At 63.9% G+C, this 715-nt stretch carries 1 protein-coding gene; it reads right to left on the bottom strand.

Annotation, left to right across the window (positions count from 1 at the left end; genetic code table 11):
- Positions 1-653, bottom strand: a 653-nt coding sequence (locus tag IVA81_RS19065; protein WP_247320854.1) for a transposase, incomplete at its 3' end; no start/stop codon positions are given.
- Between the last annotated feature and the right edge of the window lie 62 nt (positions 654-715).

Genomic DNA, 715 nt, shown 5'->3' with positions numbered 1-715 from the left:
TCGCGGGCGCCATCGGTGAAGCCGACCAGTTCCTTGCGGCCCTCCGGCGTCGCGCCGATCAGCACGAGGATGCACTGCTTTTCGTCTTCGAGGCGGGCTTCGAGATGGATGCCATCAGCCCAGATGTAGACGTAGCGCTTGGCCGACAGATCGCGCTTCTGCCACGCGCCGTGCTCGTCGAGCCAGCCGTCCTTCAGTCGGCCGATGGCGGATGCCGACAACCCGGCAGCATCCTTGCCAAGCAGCGCCGCCAGCGCTTCGGAGAAGTCGCCAGTCGAAATACCCTTCAGATATAGGATCGGCAACAGCGTTTCGATCGACTTCGAGCGGCGCATGTAGGGCGACAGGATCGACGGCGAGAACCGGATGCGGCCAGGATCGGCAGCAGCCGCCTCACGATCGCGTACACGCGGCTGGCGGACGGCGACCGGACCGATGCCGGTCATCACCTCGCGCTCCGGCAGGTGACCGTGGCGGACGACGCGCTGGTGGCCGTCCCGGGTCTTCAAATCGGCATGCTGGCCGAGAAAGTCCGCGACCTCAGCCTCGACCGCTTTGGCGAGAAGGGCACGTGCCCCGTTGCGCAAGACTTCTGTGAGTTGATCGTCGAAGATTCCTGGCTGAATCAGTTGGATGACGTTATCGTTGGACACGGCATATCGCTCCTTCGGTGGAGAAGTGGAGGCGTCAAGCACCCCCACGATATGCCGCCTTC

Source organism: Bradyrhizobium sp. 141 (assembly GCF_023074055.1).
GTDB lineage: Bacteria > Pseudomonadota > Alphaproteobacteria > Rhizobiales > Xanthobacteraceae > Bradyrhizobium.
This window is presented reverse-complemented; position numbering and strand designations above follow the sequence as displayed.